Origin of the sequence: Brucella daejeonensis, assembly GCF_014199265.1 — a bacterium.
Classification (GTDB): domain Bacteria; phylum Pseudomonadota; class Alphaproteobacteria; order Rhizobiales; family Rhizobiaceae; genus Brucella; species Brucella daejeonensis.
Genome location: NZ_JACIJG010000029.1, coordinates 18,395 through 37,715, shown reverse-complemented (window position 1 = coordinate 37,715; position 19,321 = coordinate 18,395). Strand labels below are relative to the sequence as shown.

Here is a 19,321-nt window from a genome sequence, read left to right as displayed (position 1 = left end):
CGAGGCCGAAGAACGATATCACGCCATGCTGGACGCGCCACCCATGGCCGCATAACTTAAACCAAACGGTCTCCGGCAAACCCGGCGCGGTTCACTGAAGCCGTCGACCTATCTTCTCAAGCTGCAACCGATCCTTTTGCATCTGGCGGCTCGCTCATCGGTATCCGCAGCACAGATCCGATGTCCACACTGTCAACACCACTTTCAAAGCGAAAACTCAATTCTGCCAAAGTAGTGCTAAAACGTCGGGGCGCGAAGCATTCCATTCACTGGCTGCCGCTGGTCCAAGCCCGAGATATCGCCCATCCGATTTTTCTGATCAGGCGATTGCAAGGCTCGTATCGAAAACCGCACCATGCAGACGCATCAGCTGGTCGGTTCTCGTCGGGTCATCTTCAAATCGCTGCCCGGGCAATGTCACAAGGTCGCTCGACAGGACACGGTCAAACAGGGCATAGCAAACCTCGCCGTTATTATGTCGGGACCGATACGCCAAACCGTCCAAGTCCGGGTAGTCTTCGTGCAAAGCCAGCGCGAGCGCACGTGACGGGGCGTAGTCTGCGCCGGCGCTGATGGAAGCATCTACACCGTGAAAGAGCAGGCCTTCATCCATCAACTTCGCTAAGACCAGTTGGCGCTGCATGCGAAGCGGTGTCCACATGCGTTCGTCCACAAACGCTCGCCGAACGATGCGGTTCGCAGGCCTACGCAGTACGGTCTCAACAAATGCCCCTTCCAGACGTTGGGCTGCGTACAATAGCCGGTACTGGCCAGCAGGCGCATCGAATCGACCTTGAGGCGTAGCACCGGACGCTGGCCCGAAGAAGATCGCACCATGAATCTTCTGATGGATTCGGACAACCACGTCGCCCGCATCCAACGCAGTAATTCTTAGTCCCGAGGGAAAGCGGGCTGTCGGAGCAGTAGAGGTCGGCACTCTCAGCCCTCATCCATGCCAAGATAGGCTTTGGCCGCCGTTACGACGTCGCTAACGCGTCCTTCAGCAAGAATTCGCTGTGGTGTGTCTGCGAGGTTGGGATCGGTGTCGATCAGAAACTGCAGCATCGACCAACGGCCTGCGCCGCTGTCATCAAAGAGTTTGGTGACCTTGGCCAACCCCTCGAGCAAGCGCGTCTCATTGTCGATGGTTACGAACTGGAACTTGGGAAGAACGATTTCCGATCCGTGCATGAGACCGAATGCCGAGCCTAGCTTGACCCGCTTATGGAGCGCCTGGCGGGTCGTGCCGAGCACCCTCGCGCCTTCCGTCAGGGAAACCCCGCCGCCGGAGCGATCGAGAAGAGCAGTGCTGATGTTGACGAACCTCTGCTCATCGCTCAATTCGATCGCCCTGGTTCCTCCCTCAACCTCCGCCAAGAGATCGGCCGAGAGCTGAAACTGGTCGGCGGCGAGATCAATGTGCTTGGCAAGTTCCGAGAAGGCTCGGGGCCTGTCATATTGGCAAAGTCTCAACAGCTCGGTACGAGCCGGTGTCAACTCGGTCAACAAAACGAAAGCATCGATAGCCAGTTGCTCGGCGCGTGGCGTCGGGGTCCACCTGTGCAACAGAGCCTGTCGAACCTCCTTCGAACGCGCGAGACAGTCATCCACGATGTGCGAGTACCAGTTTCGCCTCTTTTGAATACGGTGAACGGGTGAACGCTGGTACCGGGGCAGCTCGAAATCCGACACCGACGCCTCGTGAAATGCAGCCCCCATAAGAAGTGCTGCCGAGTGGAGCCGCGAATTGAAGACGAAGACAAGCTTCAGCGTAGGGCTAGCCGAAACGTTAGGGAGAAGCGTCTCGCGAACACGCATATTCCAGTGGTGAAACTCCTCGCTGTCTGCCCAATGGGGGCTCAATCGCCATTGATGACTAGACGACTTCTCGTTCCACCGTTCCGTGTCTCCTGCGGTTGGTTGGTTGAATACGAGACCAGCAAGGTACTGAGAGAGTGTCTGCCCTGCTTCTCGAGCATGCAGTTCCGCAGCAGCGCGTACGACCGGATCGATGTCGGCCGCAGATATCGTTTGTTCACTCATGGCCTACTCACGGCTCACGCCGTCGCGGGAGCAGTACGTGGTTGATAGTCAGGGTTTATATATATGGCTATCAGCGATAATTATCAACCCAGAGGCTCCACGGCATCAACCGCGCCTTCTTCTCCGGTTTTCATTCCAAGCAGGACAGCGTTGGCGAAACGCGCCAGCTTCTCGCCATTTCCGGCGAGCTGATCACGTAGCGATCGAGGGATCTCCAACTGCACCCCGGCTCGAGTCCTTCCGCGATTGCAGATGTTGTTTTGTGCGGCGCCGGCGAGAGATTGGCCCGGTCGCCTGATCTCCGCAGAGTAACCCGCCTTAACGAGTGCGGCGACAATCCCGTCACGTCGCTGAAAATCGAGACCGCCGACCCAAGTGGTTTCACCGTCTCCATTATCTGCCCGACCATGAACGCCAAGGACTATCTGTGCCGCAGATACTATAGGCGCCGCAAAGGGCTCATCGAATTTTTCCGAAGTGATATGTAGTTCGCAATGATCGCGATGCGGCCTCAGCCCCTCGAAAAGATAAAGCGACAGTGTGTGGCCTGCGATCGTCCTGGCAATGATCGAGGTATGAGGTTCGATTTCCCCGCCATGGGGTGCGACGACCGCGATCGCCGATGCGCGATCAACTGCCAACCGGCTAAAGTCGATCCCTTCCCGTTCCTTTTGCTCCAACTGACTGAAGCACTCATACCAGTCGTTCTTCAACCCAATCCCCTGTTGTCCGCTTCCAGCCATGATCCGGCCCATCTTGATAATCCACAGCCGTCGGGACTATCGCTTTTGCTCTTGCGACCCGCCCGACTCCTGCTGCTTCTTCAAGATCGATTCCTCAAGTTCACCGACGAAACGGCGAAACCTGTTGTGAAGAAACACGGCCCGCAGAATTTCCAAAGGAGAGACGCGAAGCTCATCAAATATGGATAGCAGAATGATCAGGCACATTCGGTCCGTTTCTTCGGCCATCTTATCTTCTGACAGAATGAACGGTTTCAGTGCTTCCGGGTAATGCGTCAGATAGTTGCGTGTCTTCACAAGCAACTCAAGAGAAGACTTTTTAAAACCCAAAGCCTCAGGTGCGTATTGTTCGGCGATCCGCTTATGCAAGCTGGTGAGCCGGTTTCGCAAGGATGGCTCGTTGGCGTACTGGATCGCCGCCTTCATCTTATCACGCAATCGGATTTGGGTACCCGGTGGTATCGCACGGATCATCGCATCGGAGACGACCTTGAAGTCGTCGTCCGAAACGAGTTGTTCGGGATGGACCAGGCGATCAAATGCCTCAAAGGCTTGCATCGACAGCAGGAAACCGGCCCCGACCGTCTTATGATGTTGCCCAAGGATCAGGATAACGAGATCAATCACCTCGCGGAACCGATCACTTGCTTCACGCCAAACACTGAGGATGTCCGGAGACACGATCTGGAGGCGTTTCAGCGCGATAAGAGGATAAACAGAGCGGGCGGGCGGACGCAGGCCATCACGATAGAAGAAAGCCGATACCTTTTCGGTTTGGCTGCCGAATCGCTCTGATCGCTTCGTCTCTCCGTACATGGAAACGCTGAGAAGAAACGTCGGAGCGGCAAAGACAAGAGAGGCGAGATCGTTGATGCTCTCAATCTCGGACAAATGCCAAGCCAGTTCTTGCGGCTTCTTGGCAACGACGTAAAGCTCCGTTCCAGCACTCACCTCGGCGCCGAGAGAGTTCGCATTCGCCCTAAATTCTCCGATGAGACGCGCCTCATAGCCGCCGGCGGAGCATTTGAGCGTAGCTTGCCGGCCCCTTTTCACAGAGAAGACGAGATCCCCATTCTTGCGAGGCTTCATTTCAACGTAGCGCGCGAATATCCAATCATCGAGGTTGGTGAACCTCACCGACGACTTACGGAACATCAGACTCTCATCGGGATAATAATTACCTATCAACGCGATGTGGCATGCGAGCTCAACGACGTTGAACGAGCCACTTCGCAGTTTATTTCGAAGCACCAAACAGTTCAGCAGAGTGATCTTGTCGCCAGATGACGATAGGCCTCTTAGGATCGGGGGGATTTCTCCATCCGGTTGTTCCCAAAGATCGCCGTGTAGTGCGAGCGTGCAACCCTCTTGAGGGTCATATGTGAATACACCCGCCACATTTCTTTCGGATTCGGCGTCAATCCACCAGTAACCGGTGAATTCCACACGCGTTAAGAGATCTCTTTTACCCGCCATTTCGCCCCGTTCGCATGCTATGTATGGACTTCATGAAGTATCAAACCCGGTTGAACGCGAACAAGTCAAGGTGAGCAACGCAAGGTCGCAACAGCTAAGCGTTGTTTGCGGTCATCAGCTTCTCATTCCCCTGACCGATCCTCGCAGCTTCCGTGTCCAAGGCTGCAGTTCACTATCAATGGAGGTTGCGGCTCACCGCGTCTGGAGAGCAGGTTTCGACGGGGGTTTCCCTTGTAAACGGCACAGGCGAAGCGCTTGCAATGATCGTGGGTGACGTACAGGAAGTCAGCCGGAACATCGAAGCAATCGTGCAGGCCTCTCGTGAGCAGTCGATCGGTCTGCAGGAGATCAACTCTGCGGTGAACATGATGGACCAGGGCACTCAGCAGAACGCTGCGATGGTCGAGCAACAGACTGGGGCAAGCCATGGATTGGCACATGAGGCATCCACGTTGACTGGCCTGCTTTCGAACTTCAGACGCTGCGACGCAAACACTAATCGTGCCCTCGCCCAAGCTGCTGCCTGAGCTCGCCGAGACTGGGCCCCGTCCGCTGAACGGTACGGGGTTCGCCCCCGCCGCTTCTGCAACCAAAGATTAACATCAAGCGTCTACTTTCGCGCCGAGCCAACCAAATAGCGATCTCAGATGACCTTCTCTCCCGAAGAACTTGAACCACAATTTCTTAAAGACTTTCGCCTTTTACTTGACTCCCCGAAGACGGAGGGGAAACAGAAAGAGCAAGAAGTTCAGGACTACATCGAATCTAACACCGAGCTTTTTTATCCGCAGTTTAGAACGCACCAGGGCGTCTATCTGCGTCGCATAATCTCCAAGTTTAAGGTCAGCACGAAGAAAACAACTGATTTCGCGTATATTAGCGCCGATTCGGACACTGTGAACGTCGTGTTCGTTGAGATTGAGTCCCCGCTGAAAAAGATCTTCACAACAAAGACTGATGAAGCTGTATTCGACTCCAGCTTTAACAAGGCTATACAGCAGGTAGAGAGTTGGAGAATCGCCATCGAGCAAAACAGGTCTGAGATCCTTGATCGTCTGGCTCCGCTGCTTCCTACACAGCGTCAACGCACGGAATTCAAGTATGCGCTGGTCTATGGTCGGTCCGACGACAAGACTTATGAGAACAGGAGAAAGGTGTTTTCAGATAAGAAAACGCACAGCGGGATTCTCATCAGCACCTATGACAACTTGATCGAGGCATACAAGAACCAAGAAACGAAGCTTTTGAACGTTCTCGCTCAAGACGGAGACGGCTTCCGATTTAAACACATGCACCTGAGCCCAGAACACGATTTTGCCCGCCTCCTCCCGGACCAGTTGCATCTTTCAAATGAGCAGATTGAGCGATTGAGAGCCGAAGGCTACGAAATTGATGCGTGGCTGAGCGGCCGATATCTATCCGTCAACTCCAAATACACATCGGCTGAGAACGCGATGAAGGCGGCTGGTTTTTCACGTCCGGTCGCGACCTCCTAGTGCTCGTGGAAACATAGTCGCACTGAGAAATCCCTTCTCAGCGCGACTGCATTCGACTTCATGACGCCGCAATTCGATCCGCCGTCCTCTCCTGCGGCACGACCACCTTGGTCCCATTTGGGACGCACCCGTAACCTCGCCGCATGGTCGCCAGTATGTAGAGAGCGTCAATGCTGTTAATCGATCATGGTACCGAGAAGCGGCGTTGGCATACTGCGACGTTGTATATCCCTCGAACATATGGCATGGGCGCGCCAGCGCCCTGCCCGCTTTGCACCTGCGGGCTTTGGAATTTGTGTTTATGTCGGGGATTTAGCGTCTGATCGCAGTGCTATGGAGTACTGTATCGTAGTTTTGGGCTACTGCCGGATAGCATGTCGTGCTGTAGCGTGGTTGCGGGGGCACGCAACCATCTCAACTTGCTTTTCCGAACAGCAGCATAGCCAAGGCCTATTCAATACCCTGGGTAAGTTGGGCTGACAATATGTCAGCACGTCACCCAATACATGAGGTTCGCACGGGACTGAGAGAGAGTTTCAAAGAATGACATGTCCATGCCATGGATAGAGAAGGTCACCTCTCAACATGCTACATTGTCAAACCGTCTCATAGGGCAGGGCTTTTAAGGCATCGAGCAACACCGCCCGGAATTCGCCGACCAATCGCGGTGGTGGGCTGTCGGTCGGCAGCACTATGGCGAAATGGTACGGAACGACTGGCTCAAAGGGGCGTTGCACCACCGGATTAGCGCTGTAGTAGTCGGCAGTAAAGGGATCGACGATCCCGACACCCATTCCCCTGCTAACCAAGTCGCATAGGTTGAGCGCTAGACTACTTTCTATCCTCCGATTGCAAAGAACGTTGCAACTGTCCAGCGCAGCGTCCGTTTGCATCCGCAGCAGGCTCACGGGAGAGAGGCAAATCAACGACTCTCCTTCAAGGTCTGTTGCATGAACAGTTTCTTTGTCTTCGAGACGATGGCCCGGCGGCAGCAGGCACACAGCGCGAAACGAGGGAACGGGTTCGACGGTGAGACCGGGATAGTCGCCGGCCAATATTGATATTCCAAGATCGTAATGCTGTAGCGACACCAGTTCGAGGACCGTCTGAGAGGGAACCGTGTCCAGGTAGACCGACACATCGGGGCGGTCAGCGATGAACGTCTGAATGACGCCGGACATGAAACTGAGAGCGGGTGCGGTATAACAGGCGACCCTGAGAGATCCCATATGGGACTTCTTCAATTCAGCCGCGACTTTGTCTATGTGCTGAATTCCGTTGAAATGCCGCGTCACTTCCTTGAACAGGATACCGGCTTCACGGGTTGGTCGTAATCGATTGCCGATCCTGTCGAAAAGACGAAGGCCGGTTTCCTCCTCGAGATCCCTGATGAGGCGGCTGATTGCGGGTTGTGTGATCCTCACGAGATCAGCTGCCGACGTCATACCGCCCGTCAGCATCACAGCCCGGAACGCTTCCAACTGGCGCGACTGGATCATAACTTCCTCCATAACATATGCACATGGGCGCATGCCTATTACTGCCCTTGCGATATGGAAGGCAAGCTTTTAGTAACAATAGAAAACCGGGTCCTACTCTCGAAGAATGCACTGCGGCGGTCACGTCAACACGTGCTGCACCGTTGAGAATGAATGCTGGGCAGATACCAGCAGCGTCATTCTCGGCTGTCCCGTCCTGACGGTTTTGCGCTGCATCGCAAGAGACAGGGATTGATAAAACAAGGGAGCGCAAATGAACGCTACTCAACCCACCTTGGTGGCAGAAGATGTGCATAAAAACTTCGGAACTCTTGAAGTTCTGAAGGGGATTTCACTCACGGCCAATAAGGGCGACGTGGTCTCGATTATCGGCAGCTCGGGCTCCGGCAAGAGCACTTTTCTGCGCTGTATGAACTTCCTTGAAACACCGAATAAAGGCCGTATCGCGGTTGGTCAGGAAGAGGTTGTCGTCAAGACCGATGCATCCGGCCGGTTGGTCGGCGTCGATCGCAAAAAGATCGAGCGCATGCGGATGCAGCTCGGCATGGTGTTCCAGAGCTTCAATCTCTGGGGACATATGACCGTCCTGCAGAACGTTATGGAAGGGCCTCTCCACGTTCTCAAGCAGCCCAAGGGCGAAGTGCGTGACCGTGCGATGGATTTCCTGGACAAGGTCGGCATCGCAAACAAACACGACGCCTATCCGTCTCAACTGTCCGGTGGGCAGCAGCAGCGTGTCAGCATCGCACGCGCGCTGGCGATGCAACCGAGCGCGCTTCTCTTCGACGAACCGACTTCTGCCCTCGATCCGGAATTGGTGGGCGAAGTCCTGAAGGTGATCAGGAAGCTCGCCGAAGAGGGGCGCACCATGGTCGTGGTGACGCACGAAATGGGTTTTGCTCGCGATGTATCGAGCAAGGTTCTCTTCCTCGAAAAGGGGCAAATCGAAGAGCAGGGAACGCCGCAAGAAGTGTTCCAGAATCCGACATCACCAAGGTGTCGGGCCTTCCTTTCCAGCGTTCTGTAGGCGTGCAAGCGCGCAGATCAATCAGGATTCGAAAATAAACAAAACAGCAACAGAGGTGAACGTGATGAAATTCTTCCACTTGAATGCGTTTGCGGCCGTCGTAACTGGCATGCTTGTCGCGGCAGGCCCGATCCAGGCCAAGGACTACAAGAGCATAACGATCGCGACCGAAGGGTCCTACGCACCCTATAACTTCAAGGACGCGGGCGGCAAGCTGATCGGCTTCGATATAGATCTTGGGAACGATCTCTGCAAGCGCATGAACATCGAATGTAAGTTCGTCGAGCAGGCTTGGGATGGCATCATTCCATCACTGACGGCCGGTCGCTACGACGTCATCATGGCGGCTATGGGAATTCAGCCGGCACGCGAGAAGGTGATATCGTTTTCCAGGCCATATCTTCTGACGCCGATGACCTTCGTCACCACGGCCGATAGCCCGCTTCTCAAAACCCAGACATCGATCGAGGACCTGCCGCTCGACAATATTACCCCCGAACAGAAGGCGGAGCTGGATAAGTTCACCAAGGTTTTCGAAGGGGTAAAGTTCGGTGTTCAGACCGGCACGTCTCACGAACGATTCATGAAGGAGATGATGCCGAGCGTTCAGATCTCGACATACGATACCATTGACAACGTGGTGATGGATTTGAAGGCCGGCCGGATCGATGCAAGCTTGGCATCGGTCAGTTTCCTGAAGCCACTCACCGACAAGCCGGACAACAAAGACCTGAAGATGTTTGGCCCGAGAATGACCGGTGGAGTGTTCGGCAAGGGCGTGGGTGTCGGTATCCGCAAGGAAGATACGGACCTCAAAGCCCTGTTCGACAAGGCGATCAATGCCGCCGTCGCCGATGGCACGGTCAAGAAACTGTCCATGCAGTGGTTCGGCTACGACGCCTCACCCCAACAGTAAATTCTATTTCAGTCGGAGCGTCGGCACTCGTGTGGCCGGCGCTCTTTGCGTTTTTGCCAACCTTGGGGCGTAAGCCATGGATTTGACACTACTTCAATGGGGGGATGCCGGCTGGGGTGATGAACTGGCACGCGGTGCGCTGATGACAGTTGTCGTTGCAGCCTGTTCCTACTTTTTCGGAATCATCTTCGGTTCGATTTTTGCGGCGGCGAAGCTTTCACGTTTCTGGTTGCTGCGCTTGCTCGGAGACATTTATACGACAGTCGTTCGCGGCGTTCCCGAACTGCTGATCATATTCCTCGTGTTTTTCGGCGGCGGCACACTCCTGCGCACCATTGCGAACGGGCTGTTCGGATACGACGGATACATCGAGCCACCGATCTTTGTGATCGGCGTGCTTTGCATCAGCGTTAGTGCTGGAGCATATGCGACAGAGGTCATTCGCGCCGCTGTCCTGGCTGTTCCGCCCGGTCAGATCGAAGCGGCAAAATCAATCGGTATGGGCCCATGGCTGCGGCTCCACCGCGTTCTCATACCGCAAGCCGCCCGATTTGCCCTCCCTGGCCTTGGGAATGTCTGGCAGTTCACCCTCAAGGATACGTCTCTGATTTCCGTTGTCGGCCTCGTCGAGATCATGCGGACAGCGGCCATGGGCGCGGGTTCGACGAAACAGCCCTTCACCTTCTACATCACCGCCTTCCTAATCTTCCTTCTGCTTTCCTCCTTTTCAAACAGAGGTTTTCTAAAAGCTGAAAATTGGGCGAACCGCGGTGTGAGGAGCCAATAAGATGGATTTTCAACTCATCACCGAGTCATTCCCTAAACTTGTAGCAGCCGTACCCACCACCCTGACGCTCGCGTTCACATCGCTTGTCATCGGCTTTTTTGTTTCTGTGCCTGTCGCGCTGATGCGGCTATCGAAGAACCGTATCGTGTCCTCGGTGGCCTATGGCTACGTCTACATCATCAGATCGACGCCCCTTCTGGTGCAGATGTTCCTGATCTACTACGGGTCAGCACAGTTCAGAGGTTTTCTGACGGAAGTTGGCCTTTGGTCGTCATTCCGCGAGCCATGGTTCTGCGCGATCCTGGCGCTTGCTCTCAATACCGCGGCCTATACCAGCGAGATCATCCGTGGCGGGATACAGTCAGTGTCGCTCGGGCAGATCGAAGCTGCGCGTGCAGTCGGAATGTCCACCTTTCTTCAATTCCGGAGGATCGTGTTCCCGATCGCCATTCGGCAGGCGTTGCCGGCCTATGGCAACGAAGTGATGCTGATCATCAAATCGACGTCGCTCGCGTCAACGATCACGATTATCGAAGTGACTGGCCTGGCGAAGCAGATCATCTCGGCGACCTACAGACCGGTCGAGGTATTTATCATTGCCGGAGCGATCTATCTGTTCATCACCTTTGTCGTCAGCCGCTTGGTCATGCTGGCGGAGTGGTGGCTCAACCCACACATGCGTGCGCGCGTGGGCGGGACGGCACCAAAGGCCGTGGAGACACACTAGAACTCCGGAAATTGCGTTGCGCGTGCTATCGGATGGGTGCGTTCCAACAAATGTCGACGTAACATTCTAATCTCCGGATTTGAATGTCACGTCGAATTGTATTGGTAATCGGAGATGTCGTATCAAATAGAAATCGGAAGCATCCGCTGCTTTGTCGTTGCCGCGGAAGAACTGCATTTCCGCAGGGCCGCGATCCGACTGAATATGTCGCAACCGACGCTCAGCCAGCAGATCAAGCGGCTCGAAGATCTCATGGGTGTGCAACTCTTCATCCGCTCGACGCGGCGCGTAGAGTTGACGCGCGCGGGGGTGTCATTCCTCGATCATGCCCGCGAAATTCTCTTGAAGCTTGACGAGGCGATCCTCAACGCCAAGCTGGAAGCTGGCTGGCTCAGTCCCGGCGGTGAAGAGCTGGTTATCGGAGCGATCAGCCCGGCAACCAGTCAACTCCTCCCCCTGGTCCTGAGCCGTTTCCGGCAAAGGTTTCCCAGAACACGGCTTGTCATCAAAGAGGTCGATTCCATCGAGCTTCTGCGAGGGATCGAGCGTGGTGACTTCCATGTCGGCTTGATGCGACCGCCATCCAACAGCAATCTGGTGCGGTTTCGGCACCTTCTCTCGGAACGATTTGTCGCCGTCATGCCTCGCCAATCCGCGCTTGCGAGAAAACCGACATTGAGATTGTCAGATTTCGCCGGGCACGGTGTTTTCGCGCTTAAGCGCTTCGAGCTATCGAGTTTTGAGACTGTCTACGAGCAGCTTTCCGGCGCCGAACTGCTGATCGAGAACGACATAGCGGTCTCCGACACCAACACGGCTCTGGCCCTTGTGACCGCCGGCGTCGGGATTACATTCCTGCCGGAGTGGGTGTCTGCGATGGCCACCAACGGCGTTGTTACTCGGGTTGTGGACGATATGTCCGTCGAAATTTCAATGGCCGTGGGCTGGAATCCGGATTGCCCTGTTCCGGGGATACTGCCTTTTGTCGAGTTCGCGACGTTGGCTGCGCAAAACCTCATTTCAGCGCGAAAATAGCGGCGCTTACAAAATCCTGAATGAACGAAGGATGCCTCTTTCCGGAGGCATCCCTTTCAATAGCCTGATTTCTCCGACCGCCGTAAGCTAGCGGTTTACGATGACAAGACCACCGCCCCTACAACCGGCCGGCTTCTTCCACGATGACTTGATCCAGTTTCACAGCATCGACCCACTCACCTTTCGCCAACAGGCGGTTATGAACGCGATCGACGAGCTGACTGCGGATGCGCTGTTCATAGGTCAGTGCCCGGGATGCCAGTTTACGGCGTGCATCCTGCGACCACACTCGATTTTGACGTTCGCGTTCAGTGCAGAAATTAAAGTCGCCCGTCTTTCCGCTCGCGCGTTCGCGGCGGCGGTCCGCAGTCGCTACCTCGTCGATCTTTCCGTCCCGGTCGAAGACGACTGCATAGACATCGGTGGCCCGCTCCGGCGACAGCATGCCGTTTTCGATCTCGCGTGCGACCGCGGCGACATCCCGTTCGAGAGGTTCGCCGAACGCCCCGCCTGTGGAACTGGTGATCCTGAGAATATCGCCCTGCCCGAGCTCCAGTACCGAGATCTTGCCGACCGATCGCTCATCCCGCCGGCCAGGATTGACGACGGCCTTGCCCAGAAGACCGATCTCGCCTCCCTTGAAACCCCACGGCGCGAACACAAACCGGTTGAGGTTTCTGACCGTTATAACCGCGCGATTTGACGTGTTTTCCATTTCGATTTCGAGCGCGGCGCCGCTGACGAACTTTCCCGCGCGGCGGCTGTCCGGCACCAGGCGGAGCGCCCGCATGACCAGCACCGTTTCGATCTCGATGACTTCGACCGGAACGCTGCGCTGTGAGTAGCGCACTTCCGATCCGTCCAGGCCGTCAACGCCACGGCGGGCACCGCCGCCGCCGTCGATCGTGCCCACAACGTTGACACGGTCACGGCCGGTACGGGGATCGGGAGCCGAAACGACGATGACCCCGCTCATACCGCCACCGGCCGCGGCAAGGCCCTCCGGTAGCGCCTGATTGAGGCACCCCAGGATAACGTCGTAGGCGCGAGTAGCAGACGCGGCTCGCGAGCCGCCGGATGCGGGATAGACCGCGTTGAGGACCGTGCCGCGCGGAGCATGGCCGTGGATCGCCCGCAAGATACCGGAGTTCCGCGGCGTCAGCGGATCAACAGTGAGAATGTAGGCGTAGAGGCACTGGATAATGTAGGGATGGGTTGTTGCCCCCGTTACCAGATTATAGGCGGCCGCCAATTGCGGATCCGTGCCGGTAAAATCAACCTCGATCTCGCTGTCCTTCACCGTCATGGTCACGCTGAAATACGCGAGCTGACCATCATGGATCCCTTCAAGATAGTCCGAGAAGGTATAGACACCGTCCCGGATCGTCCTGATGACCGCGCGAGCCTTGGTCTCCGCGTAGTTGATGACGTCCTGCATCCCCTCCTCGACGCCCTCACGACCATACCGCTCGCAAAGCTCGTTTACGCGCCGGTCCATGCTCTTCAGACCCGAGATCATGGCCTGGATATCGCCCCACAACTCGGTCGGAATACGGCTGTTGTCCTGGAAGATCGACTTGATCGCCTCGTTCAAAACCCCACCTTCGTAGAGCTTCACCGGCCTGACCCGGAGGCCCTCCTGGAAGACTTCCGTGAAGGCTGGCGAAATACTTCCGGGAACGGCGCCCCCGATATCGGAGGCATGGACGAAGGCCCAACCGATCGCGATCAGCTTCTCATCGCGGAAGATCGGATAAAGGAGCGTAACGTCCATGAGGTGCGTCACCAGACCGTCGGTCGCAAAGGGATCGTTGGTGATGATGATGTCGCCGGGCTTCAGGTTCTCCCGGCCGATGGCGTCCAGCGTCGGCTTCAAGGGGGAGCCGACGAAGACATTGACGCCGGACAACATGGGATAAGCGAACATTTCGCCTTCGGCCGTCGCAATCGCGCACTGGTAATCCTGGACGATTTTTACAAACGTCGTGTGGGCGGTGCGGTAGATCGCGGCGGAGGCTTCTTCGACAATCGCGTTGAAACGATTGTTCATGACGGCAGTACGAACGGCATCCATTGATCAGCTCCGGGTCATGAGGATTGCGCCATAGGCTCCGACGCGCGCAACGAACTCCGGCGGAACGACGATCGTCGCATCACGCTGCTCGATGACGGCCGGCCCCTGGATCGCATCGTTGGGGGTGAGAGATCCGCGGTCGAAGACGCGCACCTCGGGAATGAGTTTGTTGTGGAAGCGCATCGAACGAACCGCTTTGAGCGCATCGCCAACCCCGGACGTTTCCGGTGTGGTGGGCCGGGGTATGGACATCGATCCACGCACGCGCATGCGCAGGTCGACGAATTCGACGGGCGCCGCTTTGTCGGCGTGGCTGTAAATGCGTTCGTGCTCTTCATGGAAGGCCGCATGCATTGCGGCAATGTCGTGCGCTTCGATCGCCGTATCCGGCAGCCGCACGTCGACCTGGAAGGACTGCCCGACGTAGCGCATCTCGGCCCAGCACTCGAACGTTTTCGATACGAGCCGCTCCGGCGGTGCCTGCCGCGAAAGCCATTCGGCCCCCTGATCACGAAGGACCTGAAACTTCTTCGCGATGAGGGGGCCATCGACATCAAGGCCGTGGACGGTTTCGAGCGCGTCGTTGCTCAAATCGGAGACGAGCCCTCCGAGGGCACAGAACACGGAAGGCGTCGCCGGCACGAGAACGCGGTTCACGCCGATCTCGGCCGCAAGGAGTGGACCCTGGATCGCGCCGGCTCCGCCATAAACGAGTACGGTCAGATCTTCGGGATCGACGCCCTGGCGTGCCAGATAGGGCAAGACCCCGGCCACCATATTCGAGCTTGCCACGGTCACGCACATTTCCGCGGCGCCGAGTACGTCCGTCTTCAAGGTTTCGGCGATCGGCGCCATCGCCCGTTCGGCTGCGGTGCGATCGAGCTGCATGTCGCCACCGAGAAGAGCTTCAGGCAGATAGCCTGCAAGCAAGAATGCGTCGGTCAGCGTCGGTTCCGTGCCGCCTCGGCTGAAGCAGGCAGGACCAGGATAGGACCCGGCACTGCGCGGGCCGATACGCAACACCCCGCCATCGATCGTGACGATCGAACCACCGCCAGCGCCGATCGCTTCGATGCTGGTCACCGGCATGACAACGGGAAACTCCCCCACCTCGGCGGCAGTCGAGGTCAGCGCTTCGCCATCGCGCACGAGCGAGATGTCGGTGCTGGTCCCGCCCATGTCCATGGTGAGAATATTGTGTTCTCCCAGCGCCCGGCCGAGATACTGCACGGCCGTCACACCGGAAGCCGGACCCGACAGAAGCGTATGCACAGGGAAGCTGCGCGCCTCACTGGCAGCCATAGCGCCCCCGTTTGAGCGCGTGACGAACAGCTGCGACCCTGGCAACCGTTCAGCTACATAGGCTTCGACCGCACCGATATACTCGTTCATCCGGCGCTTCACGAAAGCGTTGAGGACGCTGACGATCGCTCTCTCATATTCCCCGATCCGCGGCCAGATCTCGCTCGACAGGCTGACTTCGGCATCCTCGCCGACAGCCTTGCGGATCGCCCTGGCGACCGCCTGCTCGTGCTGCGGGTTGGCATAGCTGTGAAGCAGTGCAACGGCATAGCCGGCAGCGCCTGCGTCGGCTGCCCGTCGGGCAAGCACTTCGACCGCAGAGTCATCGATGGCGGTTCGGACCGAGCCACCGCGCAGCAATCGTTCCTCGACCTCGAAAACCATCTCGCGATCGATCAGCGGCCTCGTTCGTGTCTCGAACATGTTGAGAGGATTGCGGACGCCGATCCGCTGCAGCTCGAGCAGATCCCTGTACCCCTTGGTCACGAAGAACGCGATCTTCGGCCCTTTTCGCTCGATCACGGCATTCGTACTGACCGTGGTGCCGTGCATCACAAAGGCTGCCTCGCCCGGCTCGGGCGCGAGCCGTTCCAGCAACGTTTCAAAACCGTTGCGAAACCCATTTTCGAAAGCAGGAGGGGTGGAGGGCACTTTCAGGGTAACAATCCTATCCTCGCCTTCGCGCCATCCGCAAAAATCGGTAAATGTCCCGCCGATATCAACGCCGATCCTAAGCATCTGCCGTTACCCTCGCTTCTCTAACTGGTCGGCCTGCGGGGCATTTCGATCTGTTCTGATCCGCATGAAACTTATCTCCTTCCTGGAATAATCATCGCGATATTTCAGAGATGAATACGCTGCTCACTCCATTTGGAGAATTTGCATATCCCACCGATTGATTGGTAACGGCAATCAATCTGGAAGGAGGACGACTCTCGCCTGCTTATCGAAACTGAGGGCGACCGAAGGTGACTGAGATTAAACGGCCGCATCCTGTGGCTCTCGGCGTCCACCAGAACCATGCTTCCTTCATAACATTTGAACATCGCCGCATGCCTATTACTGCCCTTGTAGCATGGACGACAACGCCTTATCCCTAAACGGGAAGGGAAGAATTCCAAGATAGCCAGACGTGAAATCGACCCGCTTCACATGGTGATCATCTGTTCAAGACTGATGAAGCCGAAGCAAAGAAGGTCTTCAAAACTTGGCCGTCAAAAGGCGACAGCAGGACATACTGCGCAGCCGACCGCACGAGGATTGAGGGATCAGTCTGGCTCACTGGAGGCTAATGGCCGCGGATCGAACGTTTCGCACCGGGCGCGGACGCCTTCGTATTGTGGGAAGGTTAAATGGATCGCGAGTTCGAGACAGCCATCGTTGGCGGCGGCGTAGTGGGTGCCGCAATTGGATACGGCCTGGCCAAGCTGGGACGCCGGGTGATCATCATCGACGGCGCGGACGATGCGCTGCGCGCATCCCGGACGAATTTTGGCCTGATCTGGGTACAGGGCAAGGGCGACGAGTATCCTGAATATCATCGCATCACGCGGCAAAGCGCCGAGCTGTGGCCAGGCTTTGCATCCGAGCTGAAAGAGCTGACCGGTGTCGATGTGGAATACCGTCGCAACGGCGGTTTGCTCTTCTGTGTGTCGGAAGCTCAGGCGGAAGAAGAAAAAGCCATCGGCGAGAAGATGGCTGCCATTCACCCTGACTATCGTTTCGAGATGCTGGAGCGCTCGCGCCTCGAGCGCATGCTCCCCGACATCCGGCTTGGACCGAAGGTCTGTTCGGCGTCGTTCAGTCATATGGACGGCGACGTTAATCCGCTCTTTGTGCTTCGCGCGTTGCTCGACGGATTTGTGCGTCTGGGCGGAACGTTGGTAACCGGGGAGCACGTCGACAGCATCACCCCGACCCTTGGCGGATTTCGGCTGGCGACAGATGCGCTCACGATAGACGCGGAGCGAGTGATTATCGCCGCGGGAAATGACTCCATGGCGTTTGCCAGGAGCCTCGACCTTCCGCTTCAGCTTGTCCCGGAAAAGGGGCAGCTCCTCATCACAGAACGGGTCGCCCCGATCTTCCCCTACGCTGCCAGCGGTATCCGTCAGACCGTGACGGGCACGTTTCAGCTCGGCGTCACGAATGAACGTGTCGGCCGGTCCACCGATGTGACAGCCGGCGGCGCGCGCCATATCGCCAATCGCGCGATCAATGTCATGCCTGACGTCGGCGCGCTTCGTGTCATACGGCAATGGGCGGGACTACGCGTGCTGACCCCGGACGGGGTGCCGGTCTACGATCGGTCGCGTCGATACCCCGGCATCCATGTCGTCGCATGCCATTCAGGCGTCACCCTTGCTGCCCTCCATGCAGGTCCTTTCGCCGAATGGTTGGCGGCCGGTGGACGGGAGCCGTCCTACGACGCTTTCCGCGGCAGCCGATTCAAGATGGGGATCGCGGCGTGACGCATAACGTTCTCTTTCCCTCCGGACCTGCAGTGGAAATTACAGTCGACGGTCAAACGGTGATCGCTCGTGACGGAGAGCCACTGGCCGCCGTTTTCCTGCGTTTGGGCGATATCCATACCCGCACCTCCTTTCCTTCCGCCCAGCCCAGGGCGCCCTACTGCATGATGGGCGTCTGTTTCGAATGTGTCGTGCACGTCGAAGACATCGGCACGATCCGTAGCTGTCAGCAAACGGTTCATGCCGGCATGAGGGTCGAGCGCCATGACCATCCGAAGAGGCTGAAATGAACCATCATGCCAGCACCGACCTGTTGATCGTCGGAGCCGGTCCCGCCGGCATGGCCGCAGCGCGGCGAGCCGTGCGCGGCGGCCTGTCCGTCGTCGTGCTGGATTCGCAATCGCAGCCGGGAGGTCAGATCTGGCGTAATGCCGGGCGCAACGCGACGAGCCCGGTCGTAGACGTTCTCGGAGCGGAATATCGACGCGGCATCACGCAAGTCGAAGCATTCATGGCCTGTGGCGCCAACTACATCCCGGACGCTCAGGTGAGCAGGCTCAGCCAGGGTTGGACGGTGGAATACGTCAGGGGCGAAGAAATCCGCTCCGTCAGGGGACGGTATCTCTTGCTCGCCACGGGTGCGCAGGAACGCCCGGTTCCGTTCACCGGCTGGACACTGCCCGGCGTCATGACGGTCGGCGCCGCGCAGATCCTGTTGAAGACGGCCGGTCAGCTGCCGCAAGGCCCCGTTGCGATCGTCGGAAGCGGACCTCTCCCGCTACTCTACATGCAGCAGATGCGGCTCGCGAGGGCAAAGCCGGTTGCGTATCTCGACACGACCCCTCGGGGTCTGATCAGCCGTTCGCTGCGCGGCATTTGCGGGGCGCTCCAGGAGCCCTATCAGATCCTGAAAGGGATTGCCTGGCTGCCGCAATTCAGCGGCGTCCGCCACGTTCGAAACGTGATCAAGATCAGCGCCGAAGGGACGGGACGGTTGGAAACCGTAAGGTTTGAAACCTCAAACGGCAGGCCCGACCGATTGGAGGTCAAAACGCTCCTTGTCCACGAAGGGCTGGTGCCGAGCCATCAGCTGGCGGTGTCGGCCGGCGCGCAATTGATGTGGGATGTCGGACAGTCGGCATTCCGGCTTGAGCGCGACGAGTGGATGAACGCCGGTCCGGATGGTCTTTCCATAGCCGGGGACGGTGCGCGGATCGGCGGTGCCGTCAATGCCGAGATAGAAGGAGAGATCGCCGCGATCGGCATTCTTCTTCGTGACGGCGCGCTGACATCCGCTCAGGCGGATGCCGAGACAAAACCGCTCAGAGCACATCATGCTCGGCAAAGATCATTCCGGCGATTTCTGGATGGGGCCTACCCGCCGAATATTGCGCGGACCCAGCCGGACGACGCTACGATCGTCTGCCGCTGCGAAGAGTTGAGCGCGGGCATGTTGAGGGAAGCTGCTGTCCGTGGCGCTTGCCGAGGCCCCAACCAGCTGAAGAGTTTTACACGCGCGGGCATGGGTCCCTGTCAGGGAAGGCAGTGCGGCTACCCGGTACACGAACTGGTGAAGTCCGTCGCGGGGATCACCGCCGGCGAAGTCGGCCTGTTTAATCCGCGGCCTCCCTTCGTTCCCTTAACAGTGTCGATGCTGGCAGCGCAGGAGGCCGAGGAAGTCGTTTCAGCGTCGACCCATGAGTGATCGTTCGGCCGTCGCCACGG

16 protein-coding genes and 1 pseudogene are annotated in these 19,321 nt (G+C 57.5%); 10 read left to right on the top strand and 7 right to left on the bottom strand.

Going from position 1 to position 19,321, the window contains the following annotated elements; translation table 11 throughout:
• Positions 1–319 precede the first annotated feature (319 nt).
• The 4 genes from FHS76_RS21090 to FHS76_RS21075 all read right to left on the bottom strand — a co-directional run bounded on the left by FHS76_RS21090 (position 320) and on the right by FHS76_RS21075 (position 4,262).
• Positions 320–865 carry an RES family NAD+ phosphorylase gene (locus FHS76_RS21090; RefSeq protein WP_328700556.1) on the bottom strand — a complete coding sequence of 182 codons (546 nt, stop codon included), beginning with the start codon at positions 863–865 and terminating at the stop codon, positions 320–322.
• Between the two features lie 74 nt (positions 866–939).
• Positions 940–2,043, bottom strand: coding sequence for a hypothetical protein (locus FHS76_RS21085; protein WP_183657817.1), 1,104 nt, complete (start codon positions 2,041–2,043; stop codon positions 940–942).
• An 83-nt stretch (positions 2,044–2,126) separates the two neighbouring features.
• The gene (locus FHS76_RS21080; protein WP_235992823.1) at positions 2,127–2,798 is read right to left on the bottom strand and encodes a poly-gamma-glutamate hydrolase family protein; all 672 of its coding nucleotides are present in this window, start codon (positions 2,796–2,798) and stop codon (positions 2,127–2,129) included.
• A 24-nt stretch (positions 2,799–2,822) separates the two neighbouring features.
• The gene (locus FHS76_RS21075; protein WP_183657814.1) at positions 2,823–4,262 is read right to left on the bottom strand and encodes an ApeA N-terminal domain 1-containing protein; all 1,440 of its coding nucleotides are present in this window, start codon (positions 4,260–4,262) and stop codon (positions 2,823–2,825) included.
• A gap of 191 nt (positions 4,263–4,453) precedes the next feature.
• On the opposite strand from FHS76_RS21075, the pseudogene FHS76_RS21070 reads away from it, so the two are divergent.
• Together FHS76_RS21070 and FHS76_RS21065 are read left to right on the top strand one after the other, a co-directional pair.
• Positions 4,454–4,789: pseudogene (locus tag FHS76_RS21070) on the top strand (methyl-accepting chemotaxis protein); the annotation flags it as partial.
• Positions 4,790–4,909: 120 nt separating this feature from the next.
• Positions 4,910–5,758, top strand: a complete 849-nt coding sequence (locus FHS76_RS21065) for a Shedu anti-phage system protein SduA domain-containing protein (protein ID WP_183657811.1) — start codon at positions 4,910–4,912, stop codon at positions 5,756–5,758.
• A gap of 596 nt (positions 5,759–6,354) precedes the next feature.
• On the opposite strand, the gene FHS76_RS21060 is transcribed toward FHS76_RS21065, so the two are convergent.
• Complete coding sequence (locus FHS76_RS21060) at positions 6,355–7,257, bottom strand: LysR family transcriptional regulator (RefSeq protein ID WP_183657807.1); 903 nt, start codon at positions 7,255–7,257, stop codon at positions 6,355–6,357.
• A gap of 253 nt (positions 7,258–7,510) precedes the next feature.
• On the opposite strand from FHS76_RS21060, the gene nocP reads away from it, so the two are divergent.
• The 5 genes from nocP to FHS76_RS21035 all read left to right on the top strand — a co-directional run bounded on the left by nocP (position 7,511) and on the right by FHS76_RS21035 (position 11,749).
• The gene (gene nocP / locus FHS76_RS21055) at positions 7,511–8,284 is read left to right on the top strand and encodes a nopaline ABC transporter ATP-binding protein NocP (protein WP_183657803.1); all 774 of its coding nucleotides are present in this window, start codon (positions 7,511–7,513) and stop codon (positions 8,282–8,284) included.
• 64 nt (positions 8,285–8,348) lie between these two features.
• Complete coding sequence (locus FHS76_RS21050; RefSeq protein WP_183657792.1) at positions 8,349–9,200, top strand: lysine/arginine/ornithine ABC transporter substrate-binding protein; 852 nt, start codon at positions 8,349–8,351, stop codon at positions 9,198–9,200.
• A 76-nt stretch (positions 9,201–9,276) separates the two neighbouring features.
• Positions 9,277–9,987, top strand: coding sequence for a nopaline ABC transporter permease NocQ (gene nocQ, locus FHS76_RS21045; protein WP_183657790.1), 711 nt, complete (start codon positions 9,277–9,279; stop codon positions 9,985–9,987).
• Position 9,988: 1 nt separating this feature from the next.
• The gene (nocM, locus tag FHS76_RS21040) at positions 9,989–10,714 is read left to right on the top strand and encodes a nopaline ABC transporter permease NocM (RefSeq protein ID WP_183657776.1); all 726 of its coding nucleotides are present in this window, start codon (positions 9,989–9,991) and stop codon (positions 10,712–10,714) included.
• A gap of 114 nt (positions 10,715–10,828) precedes the next feature.
• Positions 10,829–11,749, top strand: a complete 921-nt coding sequence (locus FHS76_RS21035) for a LysR family transcriptional regulator (protein ID WP_183657761.1) — start codon at positions 10,829–10,831, stop codon at positions 11,747–11,749.
• Positions 11,750–11,867: 118 nt separating this feature from the next.
• On the opposite strand, the gene FHS76_RS21030 is transcribed toward FHS76_RS21035, so the two are convergent.
• Entirely contained in the window at positions 11,868–13,823 is a 1,956-nt protein-coding gene (locus FHS76_RS21030) for a hydantoinase B/oxoprolinase family protein (protein WP_183657758.1), read from the bottom strand.
• Between the two features lie 3 nt (positions 13,824–13,826).
• A complete protein-coding gene (locus FHS76_RS21025) occupies positions 13,827–15,863 on the bottom strand; it encodes a hydantoinase/oxoprolinase family protein (protein WP_183657755.1) in 2,037 nt (678 codons plus the stop codon).
• Positions 15,864–16,477: 614 nt separating this feature from the next.
• Here FHS76_RS21025 and FHS76_RS21020 point away from each other — a divergent pair.
• Genes FHS76_RS21020 through FHS76_RS22820 form a run of 3 tightly spaced genes read left to right on the top strand, consistent with a single transcriptional unit; the run spans position 16,478 to position 19,301 of the window.
• Positions 16,478–17,596 carry an NAD(P)/FAD-dependent oxidoreductase gene (locus tag FHS76_RS21020; RefSeq protein ID WP_183657752.1) on the top strand — a complete coding sequence of 373 codons (1,119 nt, stop codon included), beginning with the start codon at positions 16,478–16,480 and terminating at the stop codon, positions 17,594–17,596.
• A gap of 32 nt (positions 17,597–17,628) precedes the next feature.
• Positions 17,629–17,886: a (2Fe-2S)-binding protein gene (locus tag FHS76_RS22765; protein ID WP_328700554.1), complete on the top strand. Its 258-nt coding sequence runs from the start codon at positions 17,629–17,631 to the stop codon at positions 17,884–17,886.
• Positions 17,883–19,301, top strand: coding sequence for an FAD/NAD(P)-dependent oxidoreductase (locus FHS76_RS22820; RefSeq protein WP_328700553.1), 1,419 nt, complete (start codon positions 17,883–17,885; stop codon positions 19,299–19,301). Before FHS76_RS22765 ends, FHS76_RS22820 begins: the two co-directional genes overlap by 4 nt.
• Positions 19,302–19,321 lie beyond the last annotated feature (20 nt).